This window comes from Gloeothece verrucosa PCC 7822 (genome assembly GCF_000147335.1).
GTDB lineage: Bacteria > Cyanobacteriota > Cyanobacteriia > Cyanobacteriales > Microcystaceae > Gloeothece > Gloeothece verrucosa.
This window is the reverse complement of the sequence record NC_014501.1, coordinates 3929902-3954952: the sequence shown is the minus strand read 5'-3', so window position 1 is coordinate 3954952 and position 25051 is coordinate 3929902. Positions and strand designations below refer to the sequence as shown.

The window sequence follows — 25051 nt, the reverse complement described above, 5'->3', positions numbered from 1 at the left end:
ACTAAACGGTGAAAAATAAGTATGGTTAATGAAAAAGATGATTCCTTAGAAAAAAGTAGTACAGCTAAATTTGAAGAGGCTGTGGCTGAAAAAGATGATAGATATTACAGCCTACGACTCTATATTGCTGGAACCACTCCCCAATCTATAAAAGCTTTAAATAATATTCAAAAAATTTGTCAAGAATATTTAGCTGGACGTTATGAACTAGAAGTTATTGATGTTTATCAACAACCTAATTTAGTGGCTCCTCAAAATATTGTTGCCATTCCTACGCTGATTAAAGAACTTCCTTTACCGCTACAACGCTTAATCGGGAATATGTCTAATATAGAAAAAGTTTTGGTCGGTTTAGATATCAAACATAAGGATTACATCCCTTGAATAATAAGACTGTATGAACAATAAAGATCTATCCAAAGAACACCTACTAAACATTATTGAAGACCTAGAGAAGCGCCTAGCCATTGCTGAAGAAACGCTAGAAGCAATTCGGCAAGGTGAAGTCGATGCTCTAGTAATTTTTGACTCTGAGGGAGAAAAAGTCTTTACCCTTCAAGGATCTGATTATGTCTATCGTCTTTTAATCGAACAGATGAAAGAAGGCGCGGCTACCATGACTCCTGATGGATTTATTTTATATTGTAATCAAAGTTTAGCCGACCTAGTAAAACAGCCTTTAGAAAAAGTTATAGGTTCTAATTTTAAACAATTTATTTGTCCAAAAGATTTAGCGATTTGTCACCCTATTTTCAACCATCAGGGAGAAATTAAAACTTTTGATGAAGAGATTAACTTATTAACTGGGGATGGCCGAGAAATTCCCGTTTATTTATCTTCTAATGAACTGATTGTAGAACATAACGTAATTCACTATGTTGTGGTCACTGATCTCAGTCAAAAAAAGCAAAATGAAGCCGCTCTTCGTCAAAGCGAGGAACAGTTTCGTAAGGCTTTTGAATATGCCCCCATTGGCATAGCCTTAGTGGGATTAGATGGTCAGTGGTTGAAGGTGAATTCTTCATTTTGTCAAATCGTCGGCTATCCGGAAGCTGAACTGTTAAGTAAAAAATTTCAAGACCTCACAGTGGCAGAAGATTTAGCGGTGAATATTAAATACATCAATCAACTCATTCGAGGAGAAATGAATGCTTATGAAATCAAAAAACGATATATCCACAAAGACGGACATATCGTCTGGGTACAGTTGCATAGTTCATTAATTCGAGATAGTAACGGCAAGCCACAACATTTTATTACTCAAGTTGAGGATATTACTCAACGGGAACTGATGGAGCAAATGAAAAAAAATTTTATTGCTTTAGTCAGTCATGAATTACGCACACCTTTGACCTCTATTCATGGTTCTTTGGGACTTTTAGCGGCTGGTATCTATGACAAAGCACCAGACAAGATGAAAAAAATGTTGCAGATTGCCGCTACACAAACCAATCGTTTAGTTGCTCTGGTGAATGATATTCTTTCCCTCGAACGAATGGACTCAAGCCGATACAAACTGAGCAAGCAAACTTGTAATGTCAAGACCTTAATCGAGCAATCAATTGATGCGATGCTTGGATTAGCCGAGCAAAATAGTATTATTTTTAAGACTGATGTAGCTAATCTGAAAGTCTGGGCTAATGCAGATGCTATTATTCAAGTGTTGATCAACTTATTAAATAACGCCATTAAATTTTCTCCACCTAACACAACTATTGTCATCAGTGCTGAACTTTTTGAAGCATCTAAAAGCCAAACCATCAAGGTGCCTAAAGCCTGTCTGTCTTCGACTTGTGATTGTTCAGGCTCTTTTTATCCCTACGTTCTTTTCAAAATAGAAGATCAAGGACGAGGAATTCCCCCTGATAAGTTAGAAACGATTTTTGAGCCTTTTTTACAGATTGATAGTAGTGATAGTCGTGAAAAAGGAGGAACGGGTTTAGGATTAGCTATATGTCATTCTATTATTAAACAACATCACGGAGAGATTTGGGTAACTAGCATTTTAGGCCAAGGTAGCATCTTTTATTTTACTCTTCCCCTCAGTTGTCAAATCCAAAAGCCTTAAATATTGTTTCAAACTTTTTGATTTGATTTAAATAAAAATTTTTATTTTGGCTCTGTAGTAGCCGCTTAAAAATCTTTAAAAATTATTTAAGCCCATCCTAACAAAGCCATAATTTGACGATGAAGCAAAATGGCATTAAAGGGTTTACCAATTACACCAACCACTCCCAACTGAGCTAAACAACCGCCATTAGGCAATCCCGTTTCAGCCGTTAATAAGATCACAGGGATAGAGGGATTATTCGGATTTTGTTTAAGTTCTCGTAAAAACGCCAGCCCATCTATCTGAGGCATTCTCAGGTCTAGTATCAGTGCATCGATTTGTTGCCTCACCACTTCCACTAATCCCTGTTGAGGAGAATTAATCGTCATCACTTCCCAACCGGCAAGGTCTTCTAAAGCGCCTTTAACTACTTCGCAGATAGCTAGATCATCGTCAACCATTAAGAGTTTTCTAGCTGTCAAGTCTTCAACTTCTGCAAACATCTGGACTCCAGTATGAACTGGAGATAAAACAATACTGTTCATAATGACTTCAGGCTTAGGTGCTATCTCCAAAATAAAGCAAAAATTTGAAGATATTATGAAGTCGAGTCAATAACAGGGTGTCGGGTGTCGGGTGTCGGGGGAAGGCATCATCTCGGGGCTTGTACCCCTCCCCTAGCAATCGTCTTAAAAAACGGGGCTTGTAACCCACTGGCTGTTGGGGCGGCTTTTTCCCCACACCCATTCCCCTAGACCCGCCCCAACGGGGCTTGGTCACTCCCTACTCCCTAATCTCTATGGGGTACTTTCTTTTGGTTTGGCTCCAAATTGTTCAATGAGTAATTTTTTGAGCATGGGTTTGAGGTCTTCACAGGGGATGCCTTTTTGGATGAGAGTACCTAGTTTAGCATCTTTACCCACTTTACCGCCCATGTAGAGGTCAACGCCTTCGACAGTTTTACCATCTTTGCGGGCTTTTGTCCCCATTAAACCAATATCTCCGGCTTGTACCTGTCCGCAGGAATTAGGGCAACCTGTCCAGTGAATGCGAACCCGTTGCGGAATTTCTAGCTCAGAATCGAGTTCTTGAGCTAATTTTACCCCTCGTTGCTTGGTTTCAATCAGGGCAAAGTTACAGTAATGGCTTCCTGTACAAGAAATCAGTGAGCGCATTAAGGGAGTAGGATTAATGGGAAAACGTTGTAATAAAGGTTCTGCTAAAAAGGTTTCTAGATTTTCAGTCTTGATGTAAGGAATAATAAAATTTTGTTCGACAGTGGCGCGAATTTCTCCATTACCATAGACATCAGCTAGTCTTGCCATCTCAAACATGGTTTCTGCATCGAGACGACCTACAGGAACGTGTAAACCGACATAATGATAACCGGCTTGTTTTTGCGGATAAACACCGATATAGTCTTTTTTATCTTCAGTGATTTCATCGGCGGCGGCGGCTCTTGCCAAGGGTTGACCGAATTCTTTTTCCACTTCGCTGCGGAATTTTTCAGTGCCCCACTGATCAATTAACCACATTAAGCGGGCTTTTTGTCGATTTGCTCGTAATCCTTCGCTTAATCCATTTTCTGTATAAACCGTTAGGATAGCGCGACATAATTCTACCACATCATCATTAGCCGCTACCCAAACATCCATTGGAATTGCTTCTGCACAACGTTGAGCAGATAAATACCCGCCGACTAACACATTAAAACCTAATTCTCCATTTTTGTAGGCGGGTACAAAGGCAACATCATTAATTTCTGCATGAATCGAGTTATCTCGTCCACCTTCTAGGGCAATATTAAACTTACGCGGTAGATTAGTAAAAGCATAATTGCCTTCACCGCTATTAGTAATCATATCCTCGATTTTTTTGCCTAATTCTCGGGTATCGATTAACTCATCCGCATCTATTCCGGCTACGGGTGAACCCGTAATATTACGGACATTATCCATACCGGATTGTACCGCCGTAATACCCACCGTTTCTAGTTTACGAAAAATCTCGGGGATATCTTCAAGACGGACTCCTCTAAGTTGAATATTTTGACGAGTGGTAATGTCAGCACTGCCATCTTCGCCGTAGCGCTGCACAATTTCAGCTAACACCCGCATTTTTGCACTGTTGAGTTCGCCGTTAGGAGTCCGTAACCTAAGCATAAACTTACCTGGGGTTACGGGACGATAAAAAATTCCTAACCATTTCAGGCGCATTTCTAGATCGGTTTTGTCAACCGCTTCCCAGCCAATTTTGGCAAAGTTTTCTATCTCGTCTTTAACGGCTAATCCATCTTTTTGTGCTTTAGCTTTCTCAATCTTATTTAATTTTATTGTTGGGTCAAGGGCGACGGTCATGGCGTTTATCCTCAAGGTTGCTCCGATTTAACTGCCTGAAACCAGAATGTAAAAATTTCGTATTACTTCGTAACTTACGGAGAAAACACGGCTTACTTTGTGTACTTTGTTACCAAATTTGGGTCGGCTTGATAAATAAGCATTTATATAATGCGTATTTTGCATAAATTGAGTAAAATCCAAAAACTGCATAATTTTCATGGAAAAATCACATTAAAAAACGCTTTCTGTAGTTAAAATTACTAAACAGTTTCAAAAAATTTTTAAGCTAAAAGAAAGGAATTTTTTCGTGCCTGATGATGAATCAATGTAAATGTTTAGGAAAAGTTTATTTAGTGGGTGCAGGGCCAGGAGACCCAGGGCTATTAACCTTAAAAGGAAAAACCTTAATAGAAATGGCGGATGTCGTGATTTATGATGCTTTAGTCAGTCCCGAAATCCTGGCAATGATTAATCCTAATGCCGAAAAAATTGATGCCGGAAAACGTCGAGGTCGTCATTCTTTAGTCCAAACAGAAACAACAAATTTATTGAGAGAAAAAGCCCAAACAAATGCCATTGTCGTCAGACTCAAAGGCGGTGATCCCTTTATCTTTGGACGGGGTGGGGAAGAAATGCAAGACCTGATCGAGGCAGGTGTGCCTGTAGAAATTGTCCCCGGCATCACCTCCGGAATTGCCGCCCCGGCTTATGTAGGAATTCCCTTAACTCATCGAGATTACAGTTCTTCAGTAACTTTTGTGACCGGCCATGAAGCCGTAGGAAAATATCGCCCCAAAATTGACTGGAAAGCGATCGCAAAAGGATCAGAAACGATTATCATTTATATGGGAGTCCATAATTTAGCCCAAATTATCCCCCAACTAATCGGTGCCGGACTATCCCAAGAAACTCCTATTGCTCTAATTCGTTGGGGAACCCGTCCCGAGCAACAGCTACTGATCGGAAAATTAAGCACCATAAATGAACAGGTAGAAAGGCTCGGATTTGAAGCCCCGGCCATCGCTGTTATCGGCTCAGTCGTTAACTTACATCAAATTTTAACGGGTTGTATGCCTCAAAGAATTGATCCTAGCTTAATCTCTTATAATTAATTCAAGTCAAGTATGCTCACCCAAACCCTCCAAGAAATAATTACAGCAACAGAACAGGAAAATTGGTGCCTTGCTAACCAGTATTTACAACAATTATTGCCAGAAAATAGCATAGAAACAGAGCAAGCCCTTTCAATGGCCATCGAGATTCTCACCGGTGGCGCGTTTCAAAACCGTTGGGAAGTGGCAAAACTGTTTCCTAGATTGGGAGATAAAGCCATAGCGCCCTTGATGCAAATTTTGAATGATGAAGATGCCGATTTAGAACAAAGATGGTTTGCCGGACGAATTTTAGGCGAGTTTAATCATCCAGAGGTGATCGCCACCTTAGTCAATTTGCTGCAAACCACAGAAGATGAAGATTTAGCGGCGATCGCAGCCAGTGCCTTAGCCAATTTAGGAACGGCCTCGATCAATGTGCTTTCAGACTTGCTCACTCAACGCGAGTCTCGTCGTTTGGCTACCTTGGCCTTAGCCCAAATTCGCCATCCGGCAGTGATAACCCCCTTATTAACAGTAGTCAAAGATGAAGAAGTCGCTGTACGCGCTACAGCCATTGAAGCCCTCAGCAGTTATCAAGACCCCCGGATTGCTCCTGTTTTAATCGAAGCCTTAAATGATTATGCCGCTATTGTTAGAAAAGAAGCCGTCACCGGGTTAGGCATTAGAACAGACCAAGCTCTAGAATTAAACTTATTGACCCATCTTCAACCCCGGCTCTATGATCTTAATCTGGAAGTGTCTCAACAGGCGGCTCTTGCCTTGGGCAGACTAGCAACAGCCGAAGCGGCTAGTGCTTTATTTGAAGTGCTGAAAGCCCCTGCTACCCCCATTTTTCTACAAACGACGATTATTCAAGCCCTAGGCTGGATGGAAACCCCAGCGAGTTTGCAATATTTACAACAGGCTTTGACTTATGTGGTGCCGGAAAGTATTTTAGAGATTATCCGCATTTTAGGCAGAGTAGAAAACGGCGAACTCAAAGCCCAAGCCGCCGACATTCTCTTAAAATTTTTCCACTCGAGACACCCCATGATTCATCAACCTCCCATCAAACGGGCCTTAGCTTATGCCTGGGGACAACTCGGCGCAAAAACCGCCCTGTTAGCTTTAGATAAACTCAAAGAAGATGCTGATCAAAGTGTGAGAATACACGCGATCTCTGCCCTAAGATATTGTTTGACCTAGCACCTTTAAATGTTACTTTTTAAGGGTTAGTCATTGTGTAGGGTAAGATGAGCAGTCAATTTCGAGAGTTACTCAAAAAAGTTGGCAGTGGACAGCACACCAAAGAAGATTTAACCCGTACAGAAGCCGCTATGGCAACAAAAATGATGTTGCTTGGAGAAGCGACGGCGGCTCAAATTGGTGCATTTATGATTGCTCATCGCATTAAGCGCATTGCCCCTCAAGAGTTGGCGGGAATGCTGGATGCTTATGACGAACTCGGGCCAAAACTTTACCCTGAGAATGAACAAGAAAAAACCGTGATGGTTTTTGGTATCCCCTATGATGGACGTAGCCGCACAGCGCCCATTTCTCCTCTAACAGCACTCATCCTGACTTGTGCCGGTGTCGGTGTCATTATGCACGGGGGAGACACAATGCCAACTAAATATGGTGTTCCCTTAATCCAATTGTGGCAAGGGTTGGGGTTAGATTTTGCTCAATTATCTTTAGAACAAGTGCAAGAACTGCTCAAAAATAGCGGTTTAGGTTTTGTTTATTTACCCAAACATTTTCCTAATGCAGATGGGTTAACCCCCTATCGAGATCAAATCGGTAAACGTCCTCCTCTGGCTACTCTAGAATTAATTTGGTCGCCCTACCAGGGGAAGATGCACTTAGTCACGGGTTATGTTCATCCCCCTACAGAAGTTTTATTTCGAGAAACCTTAAAGTTACGGGAATTAACCATTCCTTTTACTTTCGTCAAAGGGTTAGAAGGAAGTTGTGATCTTCGTTTGTCTCAAACCACCATTGTCGCCGCTTCTTCTGTTAATGCTCCCAATGGGTTTGAATATCTGAAACTTCATCCTCATGAATATGGTATTGATGATAAGGAAATGCCTCTAGGTTCGATTTCTGAATTATTGTCTCAGATGGAGGCACTTATCGAAGGTAAACCTTCTAGACTAGAGCAGGCGGCGGTTTGGAATGGAGGTTTTTATTTGTGGCGTTATGGGGTTTGTGCTGATTTATCTATCGGTTTGGAAACCGCCCGGGAACTCTTAAGCAGTGGGAAAGTCGCTAAAAAACGAGAGGAAATTCGAGCCGCGATCCCTTAATCCGGTACTTGATGTTCAATCATCGACTAAAATAATATCTATAGCTATCCTAAAAAATCTCTAAAAACTTGGTCTAGCGCGGATCAACCCAGCGCCAAGAACTGCTTTGTTCCCTTTTGATAACTATTTTTATTTACCCCTGAAGTAGGAAGGCTATATATTACTGTTTGATTTCCTAACCACTACAGTAAACTATGACTAAATTTAAGCGATTATGGCATCTGCCAAGATTCTGGTGGTTGAAGATGATACTCCCACTCTCAAATTAATTGTTCGGTTTCTCCAGCATAAGAGTTATCAATTACAAATGGCCAGTAACGGTCTATCGGCTCTAGCCGTTTTTGATAACTTCCAGCCTGACTTAGTGATTCTCGATATTAATTTACCTGATGTTCTTGGTTATGAAATCTGTGAACAAATGCAGCTTAAGAGAGATGTTTGTATTTTGATACTTACTTGCCGAACACAACAAGAGGATATAGCTGAAGCCTTTCGCAAAGGGGCTGACGACTATATTACTAAGCCATTTCATTTAGAAGAATTACAATGGCGAATTCAAGCTCTTTTGAAACGTCGGCGAAATAATTCTGAGCAAGTCTTAGAACAGATCATATTTCCCAATTTAATTATTGATCCAAATCGACGTGAAATTATCGTCAATGATCAATTGTTAAATGTTACCTCTCTGGAATTTGAGCTAATTTATTTTCTAGCCTCTAATTCTGAGCGGGTGTGGTCTCGGGCTGAACTCATTGAAAAAGTCTGGAAATATTCTTTTACTGGCGATCATCGAGTGGTTGATGTTCATATTGGCCAAATTAGGAAAAAGCTTCAAGCTTTTCTTTCTCCTCCTTTGTTTATTCAAACCGTGAGAGGGATCGGCTATAAGTTTGAATATTTCAAGTCTTAAAACACCGATTTAGCGCTTTAGTTTGACTTTCTCAACCCTGAAAAATCTATTGTTAAATATTATTAAACTAAGAGTGCCAATCAACCTTAAACTGTTACCTGTTCACTGTTTAAGTGGCGGCTTGGCTTGGATAAGGGTTAACAACAGGACCTGTGTAGCGCACCCGCAGCACCCTGTTCCCTCATCTAACCGTTTAAGTTTGTTGAGAAGTATTAACCGGATTGGTTTCCGCGTCTTTGATGGACTTCGTTTGTGAAGATTCTTCTAATTGAGCCTTCATTTTCACTGACTCCTCGATTTCTTGGTCTTGTGTGGCTCGCTGAAATTCATTCTCAAATTCTTTAGAAGCGTCTTGAAATCCTCGAATCGCTTTGCCTAAACTCCGGCCGATTTCCGGTAATTTTTTGGGACCGAAAATTAATAAAGCAACTACCAAAATCAAGATCATTTCTGGTAGCCCAATGCCAAAAATATTCATATAAATTCTCCCATTTATTGATTAAATATCCTTGATAAATCAGGAGTTACCCAGGAGTCAGTATTTAGGAAAAATAGCTGTTCCCAGGTAACTCAAATAATTTTATTGACCTAAGCTTCTCCAATCAACTTTAAACCCTTCAAGTAAGAGGGAAGAGTTATAAATTTGTAAGATGATCAACAAAAAGACGAAGAACAATAACATAAAAACTCCCATTAGTGTAGTTGTTCCCCAACCAGGAGCAACTTTACCATATTCAGAGTTAAGGGGTCTGAGGATATCTCCCAACCAAGTCCGTTGTGCCATAAGTCACCAATAATGTCTCTAAAATGATTTTTTGTAATGTTCTGTAATATTATAAAAGAACAAGTATCATTATTAATCTCGTCTATGGAATCTGCAACAGTTCTTAGCATCAGTATAGGGGTTATTGTGGTAGGGATTACGGCGATCGCTATCTACACCGCTTTTGGGCCACCGTCTGCCCAATTAGAAGACCCTTTTGAGGACCATGAAGACTAAGTACGAGTCGTTAGTCATTAGTCGTTAGTCATTAGTGAGGAGTCAGGAGACGGCGAGACAGTGGAATTATTTCTGATTCTCTATACTCTAGTCCCCCTTACCCTTTCTCCTATTTCCTTACTTTATAAGTAACAATTTTCCAAGGGTTAATGGGAGTATCCGTCTTGAGGGGTTGTTCAAGAAGGTCCACAGCACCCACAAGGCTTAACCCTAAATCACTCGTGAATGATAACTCACTCATCTGTCCGTAGCTTTCAAAAAAGCGTAAAACTAAGCTATTAGTCTCTTCTTCTGCCCGTTTAAAAGCCATTAATACTAAATTATCCGCTCCTAACTTTAATAAGCTACCACTAGCCGCCAGTAAATATGATGAAGCGTTACAATTTGTAACCCCTAGCCGCTCATCACAAACAACTTGTAAAGGCAGGTTAAATTCATAACCCCGATGAACCGTTTTAGCCGCTTCCCATGTTCCTGCATGAGGATAAAGGGCATAACTAAAATGATGAGTTTCGCGATCTGCCTGGGGATCTGGCCAGTTTGGACTGCGAAGTAAGCTTAAGCTTAACCCGTCCGGACTTGCATCATAACCGTATTTACAGTTATTGAGAAGACTTACCCCATATTGAAGAGACTGATCAGTTATATCGGCCCAGTGTAACGCAGGAACTTCCCATTTCGCTTGTTCTGATGGAGTTTGAGGACGAGTAGGACGTTTGATCGTGCCGCAGGGAATTTCATAAGTGCTATAGTCATTGTCTAAGTTTAAGCGGAAATTTGCCTTAACTAACACATGAGTTTCTTGCCAAACGACGCTTGTCTCTATTTTTAAGATAGGTGAGTCAGTCTGAAGGATATAGTCTTGAGAAAATTGAGAGTTTCCTATCACTCGGATCACTCTCACTCGCCATTGTAAAGGCCCTTTTTCAAGGTATTGAATTGATTTTAACTGTGATGGGGGTAAAGGATATTGCTTATAGTTAGGATCGATATTCCAAGCATCCCAATATTGTCCTTGATCTTGATAAGCTTGTAATTGATTTCCGGGTTCTTTGAGGATTTCTCGCTGTTGGATTTTATCAAAAATACTATTTATATCTCCCGTATGATCGTTAATAATAACCCTTAATTTCTCATTTTCTAAAATAAACTCTTCAGCCAGTTCTAAATTTTGCGCTTTGAGATTTAAAGGTTCAGCAGGACATAACCAATAAAGACGATAACCAATAGAAGGGATAGCGGCTAAAAATAGCAACTTATTGTCTACTGAATACTGACAAGGTAGTGGGTTTCCCGCTAAATCATAAATGCCCCAAGCATCAGAAACCACATCCACCGCAACGAGTTCAGAACGTTCCCAGTTCAAAGAGTTAAAAATTAAGATCGGTTTGGCATTGGGGTGAGGCGGACGAGGGAAAATAATTTGAGAAGCGATGGTTCTTAAAGAGTGGTCTAAGATTTGCTTGCCCGTTTGTTGTACTTCTTGCCAAGTTTGGTTAGCATCTTCAAACACTTCAGGGATAGAAGTACCAGGTAAGATATCATGAAATTGATTAAAAAGTCCCTTTTTCCAAGCCGCTTCTAACTCTGTTTTGGGATAGGAATAGTTAGGAATAATGACCGATGCTAAAGTCGCCCATAATTCAGCTTCATATAGTAACTTTTCTGACTGACGATTCGAATTTTTTTGGTCAGCATGAGTGGTATAACATCCCCGATGAAATTCTAAATATAACTCATCTTTCCAAACCGGCAAACGTTCTAAATCTTTATTATTTTTTGATGACTGATGACTAATAGCTGATAAATATTCACTAGCTTGAGTAAACTTAATTTCAGGGAAAAAAGGAGACTGTTGCCAACGATAAGCCACCTCTAACATATCACGGGTAGGGCCACCCCCATGATCTCCCACACCCGGCAACCAAAAAGCCGTTTTTAACCCGGTTTGTCGTTCCCAATCAATCGCATAATTAGACATAGTAATGGGGTTAGTATCCATCACGCCAGCAACGTTAGGAGGAGACATCAGAGTTAACAATTTTGTCCCGTCAGGTGACTCCCACCAAAACCAACTATAAGGAAATTTAGTGGTATCATTCCAGTGCAATTTACCAGTAACAAAATAGTCGATTCCGGCTTGTTTAAAAATTTGGGGAAGTTGCCCAGAAAAACCAAAACTATCCGGCAACCAGGCTATTTTAGTAATTGCGCCGAATTTTTCTTTGATGTAGCGTTGACCATAGAGAAGTTGACGGACTAAAGATTCTCCTGAAACGAGATTAACCTCGGGTTCTACCCACATACCCCCTAAAACTTCCCAGGATTGAGCCTTGTGTGCCTCCCTAATCGCTTTAAACAGGTCGGGACGATTTTTTTCTATCCATTCATATAAAGCCGGGCTAGTATGGCAAAATGTGAGGTGAGGATAGTCTTTTTGTAAATTGAGAACCGATTCAAAAGTGCGTTGGGCCACGTGCCAAGTTTCATTAACTGGCCATAACCAAGCCATGTCAAGATGAGCATGGCCGAGTAAATTTAGACTGCGTTCTTTGAGAGGTGCGGCTAAGGGTTGAAGGGTTTGTCTTAAGGATAAAAGAGATTGATTGAACTGCGCGGCATCATTAACCACATCCCAATTAATATGATTAAGTGCGGCTTGAAAACTGTCTAATTTTTCCGGGTAAAAAGCTTGTAAATAGTTGTGTAATACGGTTAATTCATCCGCCACAAAACCGGGGTCAATGCCGTTAAAATGGGGGCTTTCATAAAGCAATTTTGAGCGCATTAAACCGCCGACATCATGACCGGGACTTATCAGACGTAAAGTAACGGTAATTTCTTCTTTTGGGGTTACTGAAGGGGCCAGGAGTAAACGAGTAGAAGAGTCAAATAAATCCCCTTGTTGTACCAGTTGACCATTAATAAAAAGTTGAGCATCTTCGGCCCACCAAGTCAAGAGTAAACGAAGGGCAAGACCTTTGAGGGGATATCCTTGTAAGGTATCGGGGATGATGAATTTTTGGGTTAAAGTACAGACTAGACGACCTTTAGGCCAGGTAATATATCCTTTATCATTCAGTTGGGCAAGTTCGAAAAGATCAGGGTTAAGGGTATCAGGGGGTACGTCTTGTAAAAGATAATGCCACTGAGATTGAACATCAATTTCAATCAATTGGCGTAACTTTTCTAGGGTTTGAAGGATCATATTCAAAAAATTGCTCGGTCTTCGGTACTAAAATAGTCTATTACGTAGGGTGTGTTAGGCGGCTATCATCATAGATTATGACAGAGACCTAAAATCCGCCGTAACACACCAGATTAAGTTACCTAGGGCGCAAGCAAGATTTACCTACCGCCATTCCCCCTGAAGAGTAAACGCCGCCCAATAATAAGGAGACTTCCATTCAGTTTCTTGATACATCTGTAACTGTGCCGCTTTTAATGCCTCCGTTGGGGGTAACTTTTTCTCCAACATTAAGCGATAAAATCGAGTCATCATCTCTTTAGTTGCCCGATCGTTAACCTTCCAAAGACTGACTAAAACACGCGGCGAACCGGCATACATAAACCCTCTTGTTAATCCTACCAAACCTTCTCCTTTAACTGCCTTGCCTTTGCCGGTTTCACAAGCGCTTAAAACCACCAGATCGGCAGAGAGTTTCAGGTTAAAAATTTCATGAAGCCGCAAAAAACCATTAATTGTATTTCCTTTATTATCCACCAGGGACATTACCACCCCTGATAATTCTGGTGAATTAGTATTGAGAATACCATGAGTTGCAAAATGAATGATACGGTATTGATTGAGTTGAGGACTGGTAGCATTGGTTAAATTAGCCTCAAAATCAGAGGTGTAGCTTCTTTCATTCTCGGACATCAATTTAACTATAGCTTCTGCTTCCTGACGAGTTCCCTCTAATCTAATTAATTTTATCTCTGATTCTTCTGCTGAACGAGTCAAGGCACTTATGGATAAATCTTCGGTTTTAGTTTGGGCATTTACGGGGTTTTTTAGTCTTTCATCATTGCTACTGAAGACCGGATCGGCAAAAATAGCTAAAGTTTTTGGGGCTGTTTTTCTTTCCTTGGTTTCATTTCTAATCGTTGCTAGAGTTGAACTAGAGGGCAAATTAACGACTTCATATTGAGTCATCAGGGGTTCTTGGTTACCAGGAAGGGAAAGGGCGGCAAAGGGGATATATTGTAAGATGCCATCTGCAACGACTAAGATCCGCTTTTTGTTCAGTTGAGGGGCGGCAGGTGCTAAGATTTTTTGACTTAGTTCGGAAGCGGCTTTAGTAATCCCATCGAGATTATCTTTATCATATAAGATGCCATTTTGCAACTCTTGGGCTAATTTTTCTATTTCTTTTTGGGAGGGGAGAGGATAGCTAGTCATTCCTTCTGTGGTGACTACCCAGAGATAACTCCGTTCCTGTCCTAAAGAATACTCTAATAAAACCGTATCTTTGTCTAAAACCTGCTGTTGAACTTCTTGGAGGGTTAGAGGTTGAGGATATTTTAATTCGGCATAGCGGGGACTTTTAGCGCGAATTTGAGCTTGTATATCTTGATATTGAGATAAAAGGTTGTCCCGTTCTTTTTCAATAGCGGTTTTTTGTTCCTCTGTTGGGTTGCCGCTTAATACTTCTATACGTCGTTTTTCAATAGCATCTAGTTGTTGTTCTAGCTCCCTTTCTTGTGCTAATAGTTCAGGTTTCACTCCCTGACGAATATCTGCCTTGGCTTCGCTGAGGAGTTCTAGGAGAGTACGGGCGCGAGTCTTTTCACTGGCATTAAAGGCTTGGCTATTGTATCCTTTATTGGGGTCTTCTTGGTGCAACTGCATCAGCAGGTCGATGTAGAAAGCATAATAATTTTGTACTGTAGAAAAGTAAGACTCTCGCAGTTCAGGACTAGCCACGTTGCTGCGGAGGTCTTCAATAATTTTAATCGAGTCTTCCATGAAGGGAAGCGCGGCTTTAAGATTGCCTCGATTTTTTTCAGTGTAAGCTATCCAGTAAAGGGTAAGAGCTTCCCCTGAGCGATCGCCGGTTGCCCGATATATGGGCAGCACTTGGTTGTAATAGTCCAAGGCTTTTTGCGGCTCTCCCAAATTGTGGTACACAGCGCCAATATTGTTGAGGGTATCCGCTTCCCCATAGCGATCGCCGGTTGCCCGATATATGGGCAGGGCTTGGTTGTAATAGTCCAAGGCTTTTTGCGGCTCTCCCAATTTGTGGTACACAGCGCCAATATTGTTGAGGGTAACGGCTTCCCCTGAGCGATCGCCGGTTGCCCGATATATGGGCAGCGCTTGGTTGTAATAGTCCAAGGCTTTTTGCGGCTCTCCCAATTTGTGGTACACACCGCCAATACCCGTCAGGGTAACCGCTTCCCCTGAGCGAGCGCCGGTTGCCCGAAATATGGGCAGCGCTTGGTTGTAATAGTCCAAGGCTTTTTGCCGCTCTCCCAATTTGTCGTACACACCGCCAATACCCGTGAGGGTAGCAGCTTCCCCATAGCGATCGCCGGTTGCCCGCAATATGGGCAGAGCTTGGTTGTAATAGTCCAAGGCTTTTTGCGGCTCTCCTAAATTGTCGTACACAGCGCCAATACCCGTGAGGGTACGTGCTTCACCATAACGATCGCCGGTTGCCCGATATATGGGCAGGGCTTGGTTGTAATAGTCTAAGGCTTTTTGCGGCTCTCCCAATTTGTGGTACACAGCGCCAATATTGTTGAGGGTAACGGCTTCCCCTGAGCGATCGCCGGTTGCCCGAAATATGGGCAGAGCTTGGTTGTAATAGTCCAAGGCTTTTTGCCGCTCTCCCAAATTGTCGCACACACCGCCAATACCCGTGAGGGTACGTGCTTCCCCTGAGCAATCGCCGGTTGCCCGAAATATGGGCAGAGCTTGGTTGTAATAGTCCAAGGCTTTTTGCCGCTCTCCCAAATTGTCGTACACAGCCCCAATACCCGTGAGGGTAGTAGCTTCCCCTGAGTGATCGCCGGTTGCCCGTGATAGGGGCAGAGCTTGGTTGTAATAGTCCAAGGCTTTTTGCGGCTCTCCTAATTTGGAGTACACTAAGCCAATACCCGTGAGGGTAGTAACTTCCCCTGAGCGATCGCCGGTTGCCCGTGATAGGGGCAGAGCTTGGTTGTAATAGTCCAAGGCTTTTTGCCGCTCTCCCAAATTGTCGTACACAGCCCCAATACCCGTGAGGGTAGTAGCTTCCCCTGAGCGATCGCCGGTTGCCCGAAATATGGGCAGAGCTTGGTTGTAATAGTCCAAGGCTTTTTGCCGCTCTCCTAAATCATCGTAAACGTAGCCAAGCCAGTAAAGTGTCTCAGCCTCTTGAGATTTATCTCCCAAGGTTTTATAAAAAGGTAGTGCTTCTTCCCATTTTTGTATCGCTTGTTGCCTAGACTCTGCTGTGAGTTGCTTATACAGTTCCATCCCTTCATTAAAGAGTCTTTCTGCTTGGGCGGCTTCATCTTTTTGAGCAATTTCTCTGGTTTGTTGCCATGAAATATTGACTTTTTTTTCGGTTAAACTGAGTGCTGTTGCTTGGGGAAAGGTTAATAAAATTAGACTGAAGAATAAAATATTACTGGATTTTAGCATAAGTTTTCCTGGTTTTTATAAATATGTAAATTTTTAATCAAGTTTCATAACCCGCCCTGAAATTAATTTCAGGGCTAATAGCTTAAGTCCACTAAAGGGACTAGCATTTCATTTATAGATTTTATATTAGTCATCTAAAGATGACTTTTCCTGTGACGCTTGAACTTAAGTTAAAGGCGGGTCAAGGTTCTGACTTAAAGCCAAAGATTTCCTAAATGTATACTACAAATTCGATCCCCCCAACCCCCCGGGAGGGGAGCAAAGGATTCATCCATAACAATACCTCCCTTAAAAATTATTAGACATTAATTCATCCAACTCTTGCACTTGAGAACAATCTCCCAATGCCGCATAATTTGCCTTGGCTTTTTCAAACCATTCCCTTGCCGCATTCTTACTTCCTAACCCATACTCTACCATTCCTAACTCTTTTTCTATGTCCGCTTGTCCTTCGGTATCCTCAGACTTTTTTGCCAATTCCCAAGCTTTTAAATAAGGCTGTTTAGCCAATTGATTTAATCCTACCTCAAAATAAAGATCTCCTAGTAGCCCATAAACCGCCATTGTCTGACTTTTCTGCTTAACCAACCCTTCCAAAAGTGAGATCGCCTCTGCCCTCAACTCATTTTGGCGATATAAAATAGCTAAGGCTAACTTTTCGGCTTCTGGGGTTAAGTTTTGTTGTATTATTTGCGCCGCTTGTTGTTGGACTAACTTGGCTTTTTCCTCATCCAAAATATTAAACCGCATAGTAACCCCTTGTTCCTCCTCAGAAGAAGTGCCTTTATCTGTAGTAACTACCACAAGATAGCGCATTCCTTTTTGTAGAGGTTGTTGGCCAGAATAGACGATCTCAGTATTGCTGTTTTGAGTTTTCCAATCTAAATCACCTCCTTGTATCTGTACTATATAATTAGTTGCTCCTGCTACCCCATTCCAACGCAATAAAGGACGGTCATTCAGTAGCGCCGTATTTCGGGGACTGATGATATAGGGAATAGTTTCATTAGGAGAACGAGTACCACTTTTAGAGGGTTTAGGAGAGTTTTTAGGACTTGTTGAACACCCCTCAGAAACCGAAGATACTTTACCGTCAGGAACTATCCACCGATTGGAATCACTACACATGATGAGGGCAGATGCACCCTTGCCTAAATTTAATTTGTCAGAAGAACTAAGGCGATCTTTTTCTTTAGCCGCTTGAAACTTTGCCGAGTTAATGCGTTTAATCTGAACATTCCCTTTAACTTTTAAGATGACATGAAATTCTGCTGCATAAACTACACTAGAAAAAACTAACTCCGGCAAAACAAGACCGAGAAAAGCTAAATAAAAAATTAGTGACTTTCGCATGATTTGTGAGCCTCTTTTAATTTATTACAAGCAAGATAAAGCCAATCATCCTCCTCTAAGCTACGCTCTTTGGCAGGAGTATAAGAGACTAGCTCATAGCATTGTTGCCATTGTTTTAATATTTTCTGTTCCTGCTTTTGTTGTAAAGCTATTTGCTTTGCCCTTGGTCGTTGTGTTAGTATCTGCCCTAGTAAACAAGAGGCAGAACCTCGATTCCGGATTTGAGCAATTTCGTCTTTAGTTGCCGTTTCCACCAAATCAATAGCAGTAGAAAGTGCTTCCTCAGCCTTATCATATCTTTTTTGCTCAAATCTTACCCATCCAAGATTTTTATAAAGACTGTATTGAACGTTAAGAGGTTTTGACCCTTGTATTCCTATTCCTTGTTGTAGCCAAAAGACTGCCTGTGGATATTTTTTCTCTACAATTGACAAACGACCTAAGTTATTATAAGCCTCTGGAATATCGCCTTTAGCGGCAATTAAATAATACTTGCGAGCTTCTTGAAAGTTCTGCAAATCTTCATAGAGATTACCCAAATTATAATGAGCAGATAGATTATCAGGATCGACGGCAATCGCTTTTAAATATTTTTCTTCTGCTGTTGCCAATTGCCCGTTTTTATAAATTTCGTAGCCTCGTTTATTAGATAATTCAGCAAAGAAAGGTAAACCCTGCCACCAAATTAAAAACAATACAAGCGAAACCAAAAATGTCAATCCTAATTTTATCTTTTCATGGCAATGGGGTTTAATCCCCCATTTAACTAACCATTTTTCCAGTTCTTTTTGTCCAGTTTCCGTGAATTCACTTCGGGCATTAACTAGGGTTAATAAGCTTGGTATAACTACCCCCAAAGCCCCTCCTAATCCTGCTCCAGCACTCAAAAACCGAGGAATGATTGCTATTAATAGTGATAAATTGCCTGTCCATAAAATGGCTCTTAGAATCTTCCATAACCCATCCAAATTATCACCCGAATGACCATCTCCTGTGGTTTCTAAATGCCACCACCAATCTTCAGGTTGAGTAGGCAAACTACCCCGATATCCTTCTAAGTTTAGAACTCGATTGATTTTATAAGCCTGTTTTTTCAAACATGAATCTAACTCGACAATTTTAAATACAAGGTCATGGGGGATTTTTTCTTGATTACTTAACGCATTTTTGAGACTATCTCTAGCCAATAAAACATCTAAAACTTGTTCTTTTGAAGGAGAACGTTTAGACTGTGCAACGATTTCTAAAGCAGACTGATAAATTTTTAATGATGAATCTATGGGGCTGTCCATAACTTTTGTTCAGTTTTTCTCGCCTATTTAGCTGAAAGAGGCAATAGAAAAGTCAATAAAATAGACCTTATTAAGGTAACAAAGGCTATCTATCCCCTATATAGCCAGAAAATCCTAAATTGTCAAGTAAAACTCATTTAAGTAGGTGGGCTTCCATTAAGCGTAAAATGTAGAGAGGGAACTACCCTCACCCCCTACCCCTCTCCCCTCTGAGAGTGGAGAATAGGGGAACGCTCGAACAGGGAATAGCATTGGATGTGCAATCTGTTGCTTAGGTACTTACTGACACCAGTTTGTTATCCTAAATGTAGAATCCGTTTCAAAAGAGCATCTGATTATATGGGAGTATAAACTAACTGATGAGTGAAAATACAAGAATTCATGACCTTTATAGAAAATATGCCGCATTAGAACGTCGAATTAATAAATTAGAAGATGGACTACAAGAATTAGATCAAGTAGTTGATCCTCAAGGTTGGATAGGTGAAGCATTTAAATTATTAGAGGAAGATGTTGAGAAATTGACCACCGAAATGTCGGAACTTAGACAAGAAGTTAACGGTAAACTAGACCTAATTTTGAAACATTTAACAGGATTATCAGATAATCAACAATAGACTTATTGCCAGATAATAACTCTACATTTCTAGCAATTATTATCGTTTAATTCATCTGTGTTCATCTGCGGACAAAATTAACCTAATAAATCAACTCATCCTATCAATAGTCCGGTATTGAATCGCCTCAGCAACATGATGAGTTTTAATCGCCTCCTCTGCCGCCAAATCAGCAATAGTTCGTGATACCTTCAAAATACGGTCCATCGCCCTTGCAGACAGTCCTAAGCGGCGGATAGCCCCCTCTAACAAATTGCGACTAGCATCATCCAACTGACAAAAATTCCGTAAATGATTCGATTGCATTTGAGCATTGCAGCGTATGCTAGAATCATCTTTAAAACGATAATATGCCCTTTCCCGTGCCGCTATCACCCTATCCCTAACATTCTCCGACGCTTCCCCCGTTTCAGAGGTGGTCATCTCCTCGGGTTTAAGACGGTTAACCCCCACCTGTAAGTCTATACGGTCCATCAACGGACCCGATAATTTAGCCCAATACTGCTCTCTTAGCCTAGGAGAACAAGTACAGTTTTGAATAGGATCACCAAAATAGCCGCAAGGGCAAGGATTTGTACTCGCCACTAAAGTAAATTGTGCCGGAAAAGTCACCGATTGACGAGTCCTAGAAATACTCACATACCCATCTTCTAGCGGCTGCCGCAAAAACTCCAGAACACTACGCTTAAACTCAGTCAGTTCATCGAGAAATAACACTCCCCGATGTGCCAATGATATCTCACCCGGACGAGGAAAAGACCCCCCACCCACCAGAGAAGGACCCGAGGCCGAATGATGAGGACTCCGAAAAGGACGCTGTTTAATCAAAGACCCCTTATTCTTAAGAAAACCAGCCACCGAATGAATTTGAGACACTTCCAGAGACTCATCAAACTCTAGAGGCGGTAATATGCCCGGTAAACGCCGCGCTAACATCGTTTTCCCCGAACCCGGCGGACCCACAAAAATTAAATTATGTCCCCCGGCTGCCGCAATTTCCAAGGCACGACGGGCATGATTTTGTCCTTTAACATCTTTTAAGTTTAAAACTGGTTCTGCCGCGCTTTTCAATTCTGTCTTAGCATCAAGTTTTACTGGGGTATAATCTTCTGGATGAGAGAGAAACTCAGCCACTTCGGTTAAATGTTTAAAACCATATACCGAAAGATCTTTCACCACAGCCGCTTCTCTAACATTATCAGCCGCTACCACCATTCCCACCATTCCCAAGCGTTTAGCGGCGGCGGCGATGGGTAAAACCCCTGTAACCGGGCGTAAACTGCCATCAAGCGATAACTCTCCTAAAAATAAATAATCCCCTAATAACTCGGCATCCACTTGTTCTGAAGCGGCTAAGATGCCTAGACTAATAGGTAAATCAAAACAGGGCCCCTCTTTGCGTAAATCGGCGGGGGTCAAATTAACGACAATTTTCCGCACAGGAACCGCAAAACCGGCATTTCTAAGAGCCGATTTTACTCTTTCTCGAGACTCTTGAACGGCTAGATCCGGTAAACCCACCACAGTAATTGCCGGGAGTCCTCCAGACACATCCACTTCCACTCCCACTTTCACCGCATCTATGCCAACAATTGAGGCACTCCAAATCGTAGCCAGCATCGTTTTTAATAATTTAAAAAAAGTCTTATAAATAGCTTAAATGATTTACAGAGGGCACAAAAGCGAAAAAACACCGAAACCCAAATTAGGAATAAAGTTTCCGGGAGTTTATAATTCTTGACAAAGACCTATTTATCATTAGCGTTTTGGCTATTGCACTATGAATACCCCGAACCGGCTGATTGAACTAGCTACCGTTTTTCTCAAACTTGGGATCATTGGGTTTGGGGGTCCGGCAGCCCATATTGCTATGATGGAGGATGAAGTCGTCACCCGTCGCGCTTGGATGGAGCGATCGCAATTTCTCGACCTAGTTGGGGCGACTAATCTAATTCCTGGCCCGAATTCTACAGAAATGGCCATTCATATAGGCTATCTTTATGCAGGGTTACCCGGATTAATGATTGCCGGCATTTGTTTTATTTTACCGGCTGTTATCATTACTGGCATTTTGGCTTGGATGTATCAAACCTACGGCAATTTACCTCAAGTCATTCCCTTACTTTACGGCATTAAACCAGTGGTGATCGCAGTTATTTTTAATGCCTTGTGGCGGCTAGGGAAAAAAGCCGTTAAAAGTCGTAAACTCTTGTTAATTGGGATAGCCGTTATGGGGCTATGTTTATTAGGAATTGATGAAATTGTTGCCCTATTAATGGGGGGAATTGTGGGGATGATTTGGTTAGTCTTGTTACCTAATCAACCCACCAGTTCAATGATTCTTGGAGGCTTAGGACTGAATCTTGCCCTGGCCGGCTCAACGGTTACAACCGCAACGGTAACGCCTAATCTCTGGCAATTGGGGTTATTTTTTCTCAAAGTCGGCAGTGTCTTATTTGGCAGTGGATATGTCTTATTTGCCTTCTTAGAAGGTCAATTAGTGGGTGCCTATCATTGGCTAACTCAGCAACAGTTACTCGATGCGATCGCTGTAGGACAATTTACCCCGGGTCCGGTTTTATCCACTTCGACGTTTATCGGCTATCAGATCTTAGGAATTCCTGGGGCAATTGTGGCCACGATTGGGATTTTCTTGCCTTCTTTTATTTTCGTTTTGATTCTTAATCCTCTGATTCCTAAGCTACGCCAGTCAAAATGGACAGGGGCATTTTTAGATGCTGTTAATGTTAGTTCAGTAGCTTTGATGGTGATAGTAACCTTGCGGTTAAGTCAGACTGTTATTTTTAAATCTTCAGGAAGATTACCCATTGATATTGCTGCCATTTTAATAACCCTAATTTCGGCTGTTTTATTAGTTCGCTATCGCCTTAATGCGGCTTGGCTAGTGTTAGGAGGGGCAGCCATCGGTTTAGTCATACAAGTTAACAGTTAAAAGGGAACAGGCAATCGGCAATCAGTAATAGATTCTCTCTCCTGACTGCTGCTCCTGCCTGCTGCTGACTCATTAAATATTGTAAGGTTCGGATTGCTTACTAAGCACCCATACAGCATGAATAGAACCCGGCAACCAACCTAATAAAGTTAGTACAATGTTTATAATAAGAGTAGTGCTGACTCCGGTGGCTAAATATACTCCTAAAGGAGGTAAAACGATAGCAAGAATCAATTGTAATAGTCTCATTGTTTTCGTTTAATATCACTCAATATTTATACTTTTATTTTGTCAAGCAAAAATCGACATAGCCTCCTCCACAAGGATGAATCTTGATTACCGATTTTGAACCTCAACAGGCAAAACCTACTCTAAATCTGTCTCGGTAGAGAGGAAAAACAAGTATTTTGACGATAGAGTAGAAATCATGAAAGCTAATTTCAATATTACAGATTGTAAGTTTAAGGAGAAACTATGTTAGGAAATTTATTAACTTTATTAGCTACCGCTCTCAGCTTATTAGTGGTTGACATAATTTTTCCGGGAGTAGATTTAGCAAATTTCCCGGCGGCTTTAATTGCTGCGGTGGCTATTGGTGTAGTCAATGCCTCAATTCGTCCAGTTTTATCATTTTTTTCCACGCCCATTAATTTTCTCAGTTTCGGAACATTTTCTTTAATTGTCAACGGGCTTTGTTTTTGGTTAGCATCAATTCTTGTGCCTGGATTTAGAGTCTATGGTCTTCTAAGCTTTATTTTTGGGCCAGTGATCCTCTCGTTAGTCAATACATTTTTAAATAGCTATTTCGTGGAAAAATTTCCCGAAACAATGGGTCAGCCAAGCATTTCAGGAACCCCCAGCAACAAGCAAATTACTGAATAACGTGCATCCTTAATACTTCTGTGGTCGGGTGGGCATTGCCCACCTAAATTTTTATAATAATTAAATTTAAATCTGAGAAAAGAACTAAGCATCAAAGCAGCAAAAGCCGAGAGGACGATCAGCGAGAATCAAGGTACTGATGCAAGGCAATAAATTAAATATCGATTTAAGATTTCCCTCTCGGCGATAGAATAAGGGGTTAAGCAAATGCTGGCCGAAACTATGAAAAAAGCAAAACCGCCCGCGACAACCGAAGACAACAACCCCAAAATACTCGCCATCGTCAACGGAAAAGGAGGAGTAGGAAAAACCACCACCGCCGTTAATCTTGCCGCCATTTGGGGAGAAAAACAAGATGTATTACTGGTAGATGCTGATCCTCAAGGTTCAGCCACCTGGTGGGTAGAACGTTCCGAAAAAGGCATGGAATTTGATCTCTCTCAAGAAACCGACACCAAACTCCTCGCCGAAATGCGCTCTATCAAAGACTATAACTTAATTGTCATCGATACCCCACCGGCCTTAAGGTCAGAAGTGCTTGCTACTGTCATGGATGCTTCTGATTATATTGTCTTACCCACCCCCGCCGCGCCGATGGACTTAAGCGCTTTAATTGAAACTGTACAAAAAGCCGTCATGCCTTTAGGGGTCGCTTATCGGGTATTGTTAACTAAGGTAGACTCCCGCAGCCTAAAAGAAACCTTAGAAGCACAAAACACGCTTCTAGAATTAGGTATCCCTGTATGCCATGCTTTTGTCAGAAACTATAAAGCCCATGAGCGAGCAGTTTTAGAAGGGGTTTCAGTCAAAGAATGGCGGGGAAAAAATGCCCAAGAAGCTTCCGCAGACTATCGCCGGGTAGCCGATGAATTAAAACGAGACTGGAGTAAATAATGGCTAAAAAACGTATATCAGACCTACTTCGAGAAGAAGTGAACCCTACCAGTACAGAGACAGACCATTCCCCCTCTCTTACTGAAGGGACTTCAAATACATCCCGTTCTACGCGCAAACGACCTTCTACTGGCAATCTAGAAAAAATCCCAGCCTCAACCCCCGAGGAGGCTAATCCTAGACTTGAGCCACTAGAGGATTTACAATCTCAATTAGAAACTCAAAAAAATTTAGTCAAAACCCTGCAAGAGCAATTACAGCAGGCTAATCAAAAGTTAGAACAAGAACAAACCCAGATCGATCAACTCCATAGCGAACTTGCTCAAGCACAAAGCTTAAAATCCCAACTAGAACAGCAAAAAGCCTTAATTGATAAACTCAATACCGAATTAACCCAAACTCAAGCCTTAAAATCTCAGCTAGAAACACAACAAACCCTGATCAATAATCTAAATGCAGAACTCGCTCAAGCACAAGCAGTAAAATTAGAATTAGAAGAACAAAAAAAACTGGTTGAAAAACTTTACGCTTCTTTAGCCGCCGTTCCTTCTCCTAAACCCCAACCAGAAACCTCTTCAAATAGCGCCCTCACACGAAAACCCATTTATGACCTTCGTCCACGACCCGATCACCGTTATATTGCTCCGGCTGCTGCATCCACCGTCTTATCTAATGAACAAATTGGCTGGTTTGATTGATATAAGATAAAGGCGGCAGATGGGTAAGCTAG

Annotated in this window: 22 protein-coding genes; 12 read left to right on the top strand and 10 right to left on the bottom strand. The window is 41.5% G+C overall.

Annotated elements, in window-relative coordinates; all coding sequences use genetic code 11:
• Window positions 1–21 precede the first annotated feature (21 nt).
• Entirely contained in the window at window positions 22–384 is a 363-nt protein-coding gene (locus CYAN7822_RS17470) for a circadian clock KaiB family protein (protein ID WP_013323582.1), read from the top strand.
• A 13-nt stretch (window positions 385–397) separates the two neighbouring features.
• Window positions 398–2068, top strand: coding sequence for a PAS domain-containing sensor histidine kinase (locus CYAN7822_RS17465; RefSeq protein ID WP_013323581.1), 1671 nt, complete (start codon window positions 398–400; stop codon window positions 2066–2068).
• An 86-nt stretch (window positions 2069–2154) separates the two neighbouring features.
• On the opposite strand, the gene CYAN7822_RS17460 is transcribed toward CYAN7822_RS17465, so the two are convergent.
• Together CYAN7822_RS17460 and CYAN7822_RS17455 are read right to left on the bottom strand one after the other, a co-directional pair.
• Window positions 2155–2595 carry a response regulator gene (locus tag CYAN7822_RS17460; protein ID WP_245602592.1) on the bottom strand — a complete coding sequence of 147 codons (441 nt, stop codon included), beginning with the start codon at window positions 2593–2595 and terminating at the stop codon, window positions 2155–2157.
• A 252-nt stretch (window positions 2596–2847) separates the two neighbouring features.
• On the bottom strand, window positions 2848–4407 hold the full coding sequence (locus CYAN7822_RS17455) for a ferredoxin--nitrite reductase (protein WP_013323579.1): 1560 nt from the start codon (window positions 4405–4407) through the stop codon (window positions 2848–2850).
• A gap of 299 nt (window positions 4408–4706) precedes the next feature.
• Here CYAN7822_RS17455 and cobA point away from each other — a divergent pair, with 299 nt between their 5' ends.
• The 4 genes from cobA to CYAN7822_RS17435 all read left to right on the top strand — a co-directional run bounded on the left by cobA (window position 4707) and on the right by CYAN7822_RS17435 (window position 8699).
• Entirely contained in the window at window positions 4707–5501 is a 795-nt protein-coding gene (gene cobA, locus CYAN7822_RS17450) for a uroporphyrinogen-III C-methyltransferase (RefSeq protein WP_041933291.1), read from the top strand.
• A 12-nt stretch (window positions 5502–5513) separates the two neighbouring features.
• Window positions 5514–6689, top strand: coding sequence for a HEAT repeat domain-containing protein (locus CYAN7822_RS17445; RefSeq protein WP_013323577.1), 1176 nt, complete (start codon window positions 5514–5516; stop codon window positions 6687–6689).
• 47 nt (window positions 6690–6736) lie between these two features.
• Entirely contained in the window at window positions 6737–7789 is a 1053-nt protein-coding gene (locus CYAN7822_RS17440; protein WP_013323576.1) for an anthranilate phosphoribosyltransferase family protein, read from the top strand.
• A gap of 214 nt (window positions 7790–8003) precedes the next feature.
• Window positions 8004–8699: a response regulator transcription factor gene (locus tag CYAN7822_RS17435; protein WP_013323575.1), complete on the top strand. Its 696-nt coding sequence runs from the start codon at window positions 8004–8006 to the stop codon at window positions 8697–8699.
• A gap of 193 nt (window positions 8700–8892) precedes the next feature.
• On the opposite strand, the gene CYAN7822_RS17430 is transcribed toward CYAN7822_RS17435, so the two are convergent.
• Together CYAN7822_RS17430 and psbH are read right to left on the bottom strand one after the other, a co-directional pair.
• A complete protein-coding gene (locus CYAN7822_RS17430) occupies window positions 8893–9177 on the bottom strand; it encodes a TatA/E family twin arginine-targeting protein translocase (protein WP_013323574.1) in 285 nt (94 codons plus the stop codon).
• A gap of 102 nt (window positions 9178–9279) precedes the next feature.
• A complete protein-coding gene (gene psbH, locus CYAN7822_RS17425; protein WP_013323573.1) occupies window positions 9280–9483 on the bottom strand; it encodes a photosystem II reaction center phosphoprotein PsbH in 204 nt (67 codons plus the stop codon).
• 84 nt (window positions 9484–9567) lie between these two features.
• Here psbH and psbN point away from each other — a divergent pair, with 84 nt between their 5' ends.
• Window positions 9568–9699, top strand: a complete 132-nt coding sequence (gene psbN / locus CYAN7822_RS17420; RefSeq protein WP_041933290.1) for a photosystem II reaction center protein PsbN — start codon at window positions 9568–9570, stop codon at window positions 9697–9699.
• Between the two features lie 109 nt (window positions 9700–9808).
• Here psbN and CYAN7822_RS17415 read toward each other — a convergent pair whose 3' ends face one another.
• The 4 genes from CYAN7822_RS17415 to CYAN7822_RS17400 all read right to left on the bottom strand — a co-directional run bounded on the left by CYAN7822_RS17415 (window position 9809) and on the right by CYAN7822_RS17400 (window position 18975).
• Window positions 9809–12907: an alpha-mannosidase gene (locus CYAN7822_RS17415; protein WP_013323571.1), complete on the bottom strand. Its 3099-nt coding sequence runs from the start codon at window positions 12905–12907 to the stop codon at window positions 9809–9811.
• A 144-nt stretch (window positions 12908–13051) separates the two neighbouring features.
• Window positions 13052–16330, bottom strand: coding sequence for a CHAT domain-containing tetratricopeptide repeat protein (locus CYAN7822_RS17410; protein WP_013323570.1), 3279 nt, complete (start codon window positions 16328–16330; stop codon window positions 13052–13054).
• Between the two features lie 288 nt (window positions 16331–16618).
• Window positions 16619–17683 (bottom strand): tetratricopeptide repeat protein, encoded by a 1065-nt coding sequence (locus tag CYAN7822_RS17405; protein WP_013323569.1) that lies wholly within the window; start codon window positions 17681–17683, stop codon window positions 16619–16621.
• Window positions 17668–18975 carry a tetratricopeptide repeat protein gene (locus CYAN7822_RS17400; RefSeq protein ID WP_013323568.1) on the bottom strand — a complete coding sequence of 436 codons (1308 nt, stop codon included), beginning with the start codon at window positions 18973–18975 and terminating at the stop codon, window positions 17668–17670. Before CYAN7822_RS17400 ends, CYAN7822_RS17405 begins: the two co-directional genes overlap by 16 nt.
• A 359-nt stretch (window positions 18976–19334) precedes the next feature.
• Between CYAN7822_RS17400 and CYAN7822_RS17395 the strand changes: the two genes are divergently transcribed.
• The gene (locus CYAN7822_RS17395; RefSeq protein ID WP_013323567.1) at window positions 19335–19592 is read left to right on the top strand and encodes a prefoldin domain-containing protein; all 258 of its coding nucleotides are present in this window, start codon (window positions 19335–19337) and stop codon (window positions 19590–19592) included.
• 90 nt (window positions 19593–19682) lie between these two features.
• Here CYAN7822_RS17395 and CYAN7822_RS17390 read toward each other — a convergent pair whose 3' ends face one another.
• Window positions 19683–21212 carry a YifB family Mg chelatase-like AAA ATPase gene (locus CYAN7822_RS17390; protein ID WP_013323566.1) on the bottom strand — a complete coding sequence of 510 codons (1530 nt, stop codon included), beginning with the start codon at window positions 21210–21212 and terminating at the stop codon, window positions 19683–19685.
• A gap of 160 nt (window positions 21213–21372) precedes the next feature.
• On the opposite strand from CYAN7822_RS17390, the gene chrA reads away from it, so the two are divergent.
• Window positions 21373–22545: a chromate efflux transporter gene (chrA, locus tag CYAN7822_RS17385; RefSeq protein ID WP_013323565.1), complete on the top strand. Its 1173-nt coding sequence runs from the start codon at window positions 21373–21375 to the stop codon at window positions 22543–22545.
• Window positions 22546–22617: 72 nt separating this feature from the next.
• Here the strand turns inward: chrA and CYAN7822_RS35810 are convergent, their stop codons facing one another.
• The gene (locus CYAN7822_RS35810) at window positions 22618–22794 is read right to left on the bottom strand and encodes a YqaE/Pmp3 family membrane protein (RefSeq protein ID WP_013323564.1); all 177 of its coding nucleotides are present in this window, start codon (window positions 22792–22794) and stop codon (window positions 22618–22620) included.
• 225 nt (window positions 22795–23019) lie between these two features.
• Between CYAN7822_RS35810 and CYAN7822_RS17380 the strand changes: the two genes are divergently transcribed.
• The 3 genes from CYAN7822_RS17380 to CYAN7822_RS17370 all read left to right on the top strand — a co-directional run bounded on the left by CYAN7822_RS17380 (window position 23020) and on the right by CYAN7822_RS17370 (window position 25019).
• Window positions 23020–23427 (top strand): phage holin family protein, encoded by a 408-nt coding sequence (locus CYAN7822_RS17380; protein WP_013323563.1) that lies wholly within the window; start codon window positions 23020–23022, stop codon window positions 23425–23427.
• Between the two features lie 222 nt (window positions 23428–23649).
• Window positions 23650–24321, top strand: a complete 672-nt coding sequence (locus CYAN7822_RS17375) for a ParA family protein (RefSeq protein ID WP_041933811.1) — start codon at window positions 23650–23652, stop codon at window positions 24319–24321.
• Complete coding sequence (locus CYAN7822_RS17370; RefSeq protein ID WP_013323561.1) at window positions 24321–25019, top strand: hypothetical protein; 699 nt, start codon at window positions 24321–24323, stop codon at window positions 25017–25019. Before CYAN7822_RS17375 ends, CYAN7822_RS17370 begins: the two co-directional genes overlap by 1 nt.
• Window positions 25020–25051: the final 32 nt, after the last annotated feature.